Source organism: Streptomyces sp. NPDC046862 (assembly GCF_040704615.1).
Classification (GTDB): Bacteria; Actinomycetota; Actinomycetes; order Streptomycetales; family Streptomycetaceae; genus Streptomyces.
Genome location: NZ_JBEYXP010000090.1, coordinates 22,071 through 29,359, shown reverse-complemented (window position 1 = coordinate 29,359; position 7,289 = coordinate 22,071). Strand labels below are relative to the sequence as shown.

Below are 7,289 nucleotides of genomic sequence, written 5' to 3'. Positions count from 1 at the left end.
GTGGGGCGGCAGTTGAGGCTGCGGCGGGAGTCTGTGGGGATGCGGGCCGCCGAGTTCGGGGACGCGGTCGGGTACGGCGAGGACATGGTCTACAAGATCGAGGGGGGGAAACGGATCCCCCGGCTCGACTATCTGGACAAGGCGGACGAGGTGCTGGGGGCGGGTGGGCTGCTGGCGGCGATGAAGGAGGACGTGAAGTAGGTCAGGTACCCGAAGAAGGTCCGGGACCTGGCGCAGATGGAGGCCAGGGCGGTTGAGCTTCAGCTCTACGACCCGCTGAACATTCACGGGTTGTTGCAGACGCCGGAGTACGCACGCGGGCTGCTCCTGATGCGTCGCCCCGCGTACACCGAGGACGAGGTGGAGAGGTTCATCTCGGCGCGCGTGGCCCGCAAGTCGGTGTTCGAGCGGGATCCGGCGCCTGAACTCAGCTTCGTTCTGGAGGAGTGGACGCTGCGACGTCCGCTTGGTGGGCACGCGCTGCTGCGCGGCCAGCTTGAGTATCTGCTGGAGGCCTGGCAGTTGCGGAACGTCGAACTTCAGGTGATGCCGATGGACCGTGAGGAGCATGCCGGAGTGGATGGCGGCATCGAGGTACTCAAGTTCGCTGACGGATCGGCGGTGGGACGCTCGCCAGTGGTGGCCAACGGCCGGCCGGTCTCGGAGCCTCGGCAGCTCCGTATCCTTGAACTGCGGTACGGCATCATCCGGGCGCAGGCCCTCACACCGCGTGAGTCGACCGCCTTCATCGAGAAACTGCTGGGGGAGACATGATCCGCAAGATCTCGGCCGGGGACGCCTCGGGCCTGGCGTGGTTCAAGAGCAGCTACAGCAGCGGCAGTGAAGGCGACTCCTGCGTCGAGATCGCCACCACTCCCGGCACGGTCCACGTCCGGGACTCCAAGGACATCCAAGGCCCTCAGCTTGAGCTGACGCAGGATGCCTGGGCGGACTTCGTGGCCTACGCATCGGGAAGCTGACCTCACGATCCTTCGGATGCGTTGCCCCGTCCTCTCTGTGCTTACAGAGCATCCGCTGAGGGAGGCCGGCCGCTGAGAACGGCAGCTTGATCAGACGGGTATTTCAAATATGAGCTCGAGGCCGTCCTTCTCGTCCCATTGCTCTCCGACCTCCGCGAAGCCGAACCCGGAAATCGTGGCTAGCGATGCGGTGTTGTCAGGGCTGATCGTCACCCGCAGGGTCCTGACTCGGGCTTCGGCAACGGCCCGATGCATCAACGCGGTCAGTATCGCCCGGGCATAGCCCTGACGACGGTAGCCGGAGACCACCGAGTAACCGATTTCCACCATGCCCGCCTCGTCCGGCGGTCCGTGGAACCCGGCGTACCCCACCACGGCACCTTCCGGATCAGCTACCACTATCTGGGTGAGCCACCCCGCACAACCCGGGTCCGAGGTCAGCTGATTGACCCGATACCGCCACACCCACTTCGCCGTGTCGGTGACGAAGTACTCGGTGAGAGCGACACCTGCTTCGGCACTGGCTTGAGCAAGGTCGTCGTTCAGCAAAGCGGTCATGGCCGTGCTCGACAACTCAACGAATCGCAGGGACTTCGGGCTCGTGCCGGCTGGGGTCCGGCGCTCGGCTTTGTTTGTCACAGCGCGCATCGTCGTGGTGAATCCAGGACGTGTCCACCTGATTTCGCAGTGGCCGATGCATGCCCTGACCAGACAGCGAAGCCGCGACGAGCGGTGAGGGCGGAGCCGGGGTGGCCCCGCCCTCACCTTGCGGGGCATGGGGGGTTTGTGCCCCGCGCTGGGGGAGTTCGCCGGTGCCGACTACGCGGCGATCTTCTGCTTCAGCGTCGTGACGCGGTCCTTGATCTTCTGCTCGGTCTCGGCGCGCTTGCGGTCGCGCCTCTCCTTCGACTCCTCCTTGCGGATCCGGTCGGCGGCCTCCGCCATCGCCTTCAGCTCGACCCGTACGGAGTCGGCCGGGCGGCGCTCCAGGACGGCGTCGTAGCGCATGGCGAGCAGGTCCAGGGTTTCGGTGTCGCTCTCGCGGACCTCGGCGAGGACGGCCGTGCCGTTGGGAGGGACGTGCTGTGAGTAGACGCCGACCGTGCCGGTGGCGGCGGCTGCCCGCTTGTAGTCGTGGCCGCCGCCGATCAGCGCGCCGACGCTCCAGCCCATCAGCATGCCGAGGGGTCCGCCGAGTATGCCGACCAGCGAGCCGACGAGTCCGCCGACCGCCGTGTTCCTTCCCGCCATGGTCTCCATGCCCTCGGGGACGCGGACGGTGCCGTCGTCCAGGCGCTCGATCAGGACCGCGGCACGGACGTCCGTGGTGGCCGAGGTGAGGTGCTTGAGCACGCTGAGTGCCTGGTAGGCGGTGGCCCGGTCGGCGAAGCGGAGGGCGATGGCGTTCTCGTTCGTGGTCGTGGTCGTGGTCGTGGTCGTGGACATGGGTGTCTCCTTCGGCTTCCTGGGACTTCGTCGAACCTGTGGCTGATGGTGTGCGCTTCGGCGACCGGCCTCCGCTCCATCTGTGAGACAGTATGTATCGAAGAGAAATTGTGAGTCAAGGTGTCTCATAGCTGTTCCGTGAGAGAGGTGCTCCTGATGTCCCGGACGAGCGACGACCCCCGCGCCCGCCGCAGCCGCGCCGCCTGCCTGGCCGCCGCGACCGAACTCCTCGTCGAGGGCGGGCCGGAGCGGGTGACCCACGCGGCCGTCGCCGAGCGGGCGGGCGTGGGCCGGGCCACCGTCTACCGGCACTGGCCCGATCTGCAGTCCCTGCTGCTCGACGCGCTCGCCACCGACGCCCGCCCCCTGCTCACGCTGGACGACGGCCCGGTCCGCGACCAGCTCGTGACCCACCTGGCGCAGCAGGCCGACTGGCTCAACCAGCCGGTCTCCGCGTCGGTCATCGCCACCGTCATCGAGCGGGCGGAGCGGGACGAGGGCGTACGGCGCATCCGCGAGGAGATGTTCGGCCGCGCCGACGAGCACCTGACCGGCATGCTCACCTCCGCCGTCGAACGCGGCGAACTCCGCCCCGGCATCGAGGAACACGCCAGGGACCTGGTCTCCCGGGTCCTCGGCCCCCTGCTGTTCCAGCGGTTCATGCTCGGCATGCGGCTGGACGAGGACATGGTCGTCCGCGCGGTCGACTCCGCACTGGCGCCGTGGCTGCCGAACGTGTGAGGCCCACCGCCTATGAGTGACGAGATGAAGTGGAAGGACAACCACCGGGTCACTCCCGTCGCTTTTTCCCCTCCAGTTGCGCTACATACTTCTCAAACTCATGTGCATCAAGGGCACTTGATGACGAGGAGACGAGGGGAAACACGCGTTGACCACGCAAGAGCACAACTCGTCCGGCTGGGGCCGTCGCCTGACGCGGCTGGGGATCGCCGGAGCCACCGTGGCGGCCCTTGCCGTCACCGGGACGGGGACCCCGGTGATGGCAGCCCAGACGCCCAGGACAGCCCAGACGACTCAGACGACTCAGACGACCCTGACGGCCACCCAGGACGACGCGCCGCCCGTGCCGTCCCTCGCCTGGTCCGACTGTCAGGGCGGCTTCGAATGCGCGAACGCCCAGGTGCCGCTGGACTACCGCGACCCGCAGGGCAAGACCATCACCCTCGCGGTGATACGCAAGAAGGCCGCCGACCAGTCGAAGAAGAAGGGCACCCTCTTCCTCCAGCCGGGCGGCCCCGGCAACTCCGGGGTGGACTTCGTCCGCGGCAACTACGCGGACCTGCCGGCCGCCCTGCGCGACTCCTTCGACGTCTTCGGCTACGACGTGCGCGGCGTCGGGCGCAGCTCCCAGGTCGAGTGCTGGGACGACCCGACGTACACGCAGGCCGTCACCGCGGCCAAGGGCGTCCCCGGCCCGGACGCCTACGAGCCGGCCGTGCAACAGGCCGCCGCCTTCGACCAGGCCTGCCAGGACCGCGCGGGCGACCTGGTTCCGTACGTGGGCACGCAGTACGTCGCCCGCGACATCGACCTGCTGCGCCAGGCGCTCGGTGAGGATCAACTCACGTACTACGGGCGCTCGTTCGGCTCCTACATCGGTACCGTCTACGCCGCCATGTTCCCGGACCGGGTGCGTGCCCTGGCGCTGGACGGGGCGTACGACCCGAAGCACTACTCATACCAGCCGTACGAGTACGACCGGCCCCAGTACCTGGCCCTGGACGGCGCGATGAGCCGCTTCCTGGACTGGTGCAAGGCCGACCAGGCGACCTGCGGGTTCGGGGACGGCGATCCGCGCGCCGCGTTCGAGAAGCTCAAGGCCGACCTCGACGCCAACCCGGTGCCGACCGCGAACGGCGGTCAGGCCAACGGCTACACCCTCGTCTACCGCCTGATGTTCAACATCAACTCGGGCAAGGTCATCTGGCCCTCCTTCGGCGAGGCCCTGCGCAAGGCGCAGCAGCGCGACAACACGTCCTTCCTGCTGCGGCCGCCGTCCCCGGCCAGCTTCGACTTCCTCAACCCGAACGTCGTGGTCGAGTGCGTCGACAAGGACTACCCGAAGAACCCGGCCCTGCTGAAGCGGCAGGTCACCGAGAACGCCAGGCTGGCACCGCTGCTGGGCCCGGCGATGGCCTACGGTCCGCCGACCTACGACCACCAGCACGCCACGGCCTGCGCGCAGTGGACCGGGGAGCACCCCAGCCGCTACGAGGGCTCCTACCGCGCGAAGGGCTCGGCGCCGATCCTGGTCATCGGCAACACCGGCGACCCGGACACTCCGTACCAGGACGCGGTGGCGCTGTCCCGGGAGCTCGACAACGGCCGTCTGCTCACGTTCGACGCCGAGGGGCACACCGCCCTCAACCGCAGTGTGTGCGCGACGGACGCCATCACGGGCTACCTGGTCGACCTGAAGGTCCCGGCCCGGGGAACGACCTGCGCGGACGAGACCCAGCCGCCGTCCTCCACGCCCACGGTGGCTCCGCCCGGCACGACACTCGGCGAACTCCGCAACGGCGTCAGCGACCGCCTCGACCGCATCGGCACCCTGCGGGCCGCGCAGTAGCCTGTATACAGACAGACAGACAGAGGCAGGGTGCGGCGGAGGCGGCGAGGAGTTCCATGGTCCGGGCCACGGGCAAGAGCGAAGCGGTGTACGAGCGGCTGAAGGGCGACATCGAGTCGCTGCGCCTGCGGCCCGGAACCAAGTTGAGCGAGGTGCAGCTGGGCGAGCGGCTCGGCGCCTCGCGCACCCCCGTCCGCGAGGCCATCCGGCGTCTCGCCCGTGAGGGGCTGGTCGACTTCGTGCCCGGCGAGGTGGCCCGGGTCGCCGCCATCTCGCTGGGCGGGGTGCGGGCCCTGTTCGAGTTCCGGATGCTGCTGGAGCCCCGGGCTGCCGCCATGGTGGCAGCCGCGGGGGCGGCGGACGAGCGGGTGCTGGTCCCCTTCCGCGAACTGCTGGAGCGGCTGGAGGAGTTCGAGGAGTCGTTCCGGCCTCTGGACGCGGCCGCGCAGGCGAGGTCGTACCACGACTTCTACGAGGTGAGCGAGGGTTTCGACCAGGCGGTCGTCGTGGCGTGCCGCAACCCGTATCTGGCGCGCACCATCAGCGATCTGCGCAGCCAGACCGTGCGTCTGCGACACCTGTCCCACAGCGGGCCACGCCGGATGCTGACCTCCCTGGAAGAGCACCGCGCGATGCTCAAGGCGATCACGAACGGAGACGTCGAGGCCGCCGAGGCGGCGTGCCGGCACCATCTGGCGCAGACTCTCCAGGCCCTCATCGAGAGCGTGACGAGCCAGGACTTCGTGATCGGTGCGGAGGTGCACCTGGACGCCGCCCGGTAGCGGTCGCGGCCCGGCGGTTCGGTTCCTCTCGGACCGTGTTCTCTTCGCCCGCCTTCCTGTATACAGGACTGGATACAGTACGTGGATGCAGCAGCACCAGCACCCGCCGGGTTCGACGTGAAGGACACACAGATGCCCCACACAGTCGGCGCCGCCGACCTGCTCCGGTTCGCCGCCGCGTCCACCGAGACCTACGGGGTCCCGCCCGAGGACGCCCGTGTCCTCGCGGACACGCTGGTCGTCGCGGAGCTGTGGGGCCACGCCTCCCACGGAATGCTGCGTCTGCCGTGGTACCTCTCGCGGATCACCAGCGGTGCGACCGCCGCCGTCGCCGCTCCCGCGACGGTCGGCGACAACGGCGCCGTACTCGTCGTGGACGGCCGGGACGGCCTCGGCCAGGTGCTCGCGAACCGTGCCGTCGGCCAGGGGGTGGAGCGCGCCCGGCGGCACGGCATCAGCGCCGTCGCCGTACGCAACTCCGGTCACTTCGGTACGGCCGCCTACTTCACCCGCAAGGCCGCCGAGCAGGGCTGCGTGGCGCTGCTGGCCACCAACGCCAGCCCCGCAATGGCCCCGTGGGGCGGCCGGGAGAAGCGGATCGGCACCAACCCGTGGTCGATCGCCGCACCGGGCGGCCGCTACGGCACGGTCGTGATGGACATCGCCAACACCGCCGTGGCGCGCGGCAAGATCTACCACGCCCGGGAGCGCGGCGAGCCGATCCCCGAGGGCTGGGCGGCCGACGCCGACGGTGTCCCGACGACCGATCCGCGCCGCGCGATCGAGGGCCTGATCCTGCCCATGGCCGGCCACAAGGGCTACGCCATGTCCTTCATGTTCGACGTGCTGGCGGGCGTGCTGACCGGCAGCGCCTTCGGCTCGTCCGTCGTCGGCCCCTACCGGCCGACCGGCCGCAGCGGCGTCGGCCACCTGCTGATCTGCGTCGACATCCGGTCGATGGCCGAACCGGCCGAGTTCGAGCGGCGGATGGAGGCGCTGATCGAGGAGACGAAGTCCACCCCCGCCGCCCCCGGCGCGGCCGAGGTCCTCGTCCCCGGCGAGCCGGAGGTCCGCACCGCCGAGCGCCTGCGCACCGAGGGCATCACGGTCGCCGACGACACCTGGGCCGCCCTGGCGCGCATCGCCGACACCACCGCCGTACCCCTTCCCCAGGAGATATCCGCATGATCGCGCTGACCGTGTCCCTCCAGGTCGTTCCCGGCAGCCGGGACGACTTCCTCAAGGCCATCGAGGAGAACGCCTCGCGCTCCTTCACCGACGAGCCCGGCTGCCGCTACTTCGACGTCGTCTGCGACCTGGAGGACGACCACCACTTCGTCTTCCACGAGATCTACGACGACGAGGCCGCCGTCGAAGCCCATCGCGCCGCACCCCATTTCAAGGTCTGGCGCGAGGCGGCGGCGCGGTACGTCGTCCCCGGCAGCCAGGTCAACACGCTCTCCCGCCGCCTGTTCCACCACTCCTGAGCGA

Annotated in this window: 8 protein-coding genes and 1 pseudogene; 7 read left to right on the top strand and 2 right to left on the bottom strand. The window is 69.4% G+C overall.

Features of this window, described 5'->3' with window-relative positions; genetic code table 11:
• Positions 1-774, top strand: a pseudogene (locus AB0959_RS50535) (helix-turn-helix transcriptional regulator); the annotation flags it as partial.
• A complete protein-coding gene (locus AB0959_RS50530; protein ID WP_366833759.1) occupies positions 771-980 on the top strand; it encodes a DUF397 domain-containing protein in 210 nt (69 codons plus the stop codon). The pseudogene AB0959_RS50535 and the gene AB0959_RS50530, both read left to right, overlap by 4 nt.
• A gap of 90 nt (positions 981-1,070) precedes the next feature.
• Here AB0959_RS50530 and AB0959_RS50525 read toward each other — a convergent pair whose 3' ends face one another.
• Both AB0959_RS50525 and AB0959_RS50520 read right to left on the bottom strand, forming a co-directional pair.
• Positions 1,071-1,538, bottom strand: coding sequence for a GNAT family N-acetyltransferase (locus tag AB0959_RS50525; RefSeq protein ID WP_366833764.1), 468 nt, complete (start codon positions 1,536-1,538; stop codon positions 1,071-1,073).
• Between the two features lie 261 nt (positions 1,539-1,799).
• Positions 1,800-2,426, bottom strand: a complete 627-nt coding sequence (locus AB0959_RS50520; RefSeq protein WP_366833758.1) for a hypothetical protein — start codon at positions 2,424-2,426, stop codon at positions 1,800-1,802.
• A 156-nt stretch (positions 2,427-2,582) separates the two neighbouring features.
• On the opposite strand from AB0959_RS50520, the gene AB0959_RS50515 reads away from it, so the two are divergent.
• The 5 genes from AB0959_RS50515 to AB0959_RS50495 all read left to right on the top strand — a co-directional run bounded on the left by AB0959_RS50515 (position 2,583) and on the right by AB0959_RS50495 (position 7,285).
• Complete coding sequence (locus AB0959_RS50515) at positions 2,583-3,167, top strand: TetR/AcrR family transcriptional regulator (protein WP_366833757.1); 585 nt, start codon at positions 2,583-2,585, stop codon at positions 3,165-3,167.
• A 148-nt stretch (positions 3,168-3,315) separates the two neighbouring features.
• Positions 3,316-5,016: an alpha/beta hydrolase gene (locus tag AB0959_RS50510; protein WP_366833756.1), complete on the top strand. Its 1,701-nt coding sequence runs from the start codon at positions 3,316-3,318 to the stop codon at positions 5,014-5,016.
• Positions 5,017-5,072: 56 nt separating this feature from the next.
• On the top strand, positions 5,073-5,798 hold the full coding sequence (locus tag AB0959_RS50505; RefSeq protein ID WP_366833755.1) for a GntR family transcriptional regulator: 726 nt from the start codon (positions 5,073-5,075) through the stop codon (positions 5,796-5,798).
• A 132-nt stretch (positions 5,799-5,930) separates the two neighbouring features.
• Positions 5,931-6,986 carry an Ldh family oxidoreductase gene (locus AB0959_RS50500; RefSeq protein WP_366833754.1) on the top strand — a complete coding sequence of 352 codons (1,056 nt, stop codon included), beginning with the start codon at positions 5,931-5,933 and terminating at the stop codon, positions 6,984-6,986.
• A complete protein-coding gene (locus AB0959_RS50495) occupies positions 6,983-7,285 on the top strand; it encodes a putative quinol monooxygenase (RefSeq protein ID WP_366833752.1) in 303 nt (100 codons plus the stop codon). The genes AB0959_RS50500 and AB0959_RS50495 overlap by 4 nt, the downstream gene beginning before the upstream one ends.
• Positions 7,286-7,289: the final 4 nt, after the last annotated feature.

Coding starts and splice junctions, on each gene's coding strand:
- AB0959_RS50495 (WP_366833752.1), top strand. CDS start 6,983: ATGATCGCGCTGACCGTGTCCCTCCAGGTCGTTCCCGGCAGCCGGGAC.
- AB0959_RS50520 (WP_366833758.1), bottom strand. CDS start 2,426: ATGTCCACGACCACGACCACGACCACGACCACGAACGAGAACGCCATC.
- AB0959_RS50525 (WP_366833764.1), bottom strand. CDS start 1,538: ATGACCGCTTTGCTGAACGACGACCTTGCTCAAGCCAGTGCCGAAGCA.
- AB0959_RS50515 (WP_366833757.1), top strand. CDS start 2,583: ATGTCCCGGACGAGCGACGACCCCCGCGCCCGCCGCAGCCGCGCCGCC.
- AB0959_RS50505 (WP_366833755.1), top strand. CDS start 5,073: ATGGTCCGGGCCACGGGCAAGAGCGAAGCGGTGTACGAGCGGCTGAAG.
- AB0959_RS50500 (WP_366833754.1), top strand. CDS start 5,931: ATGCCCCACACAGTCGGCGCCGCCGACCTGCTCCGGTTCGCCGCCGCG.
- AB0959_RS50530 (WP_366833759.1), top strand. CDS start 771: ATGATCCGCAAGATCTCGGCCGGGGACGCCTCGGGCCTGGCGTGGTTC.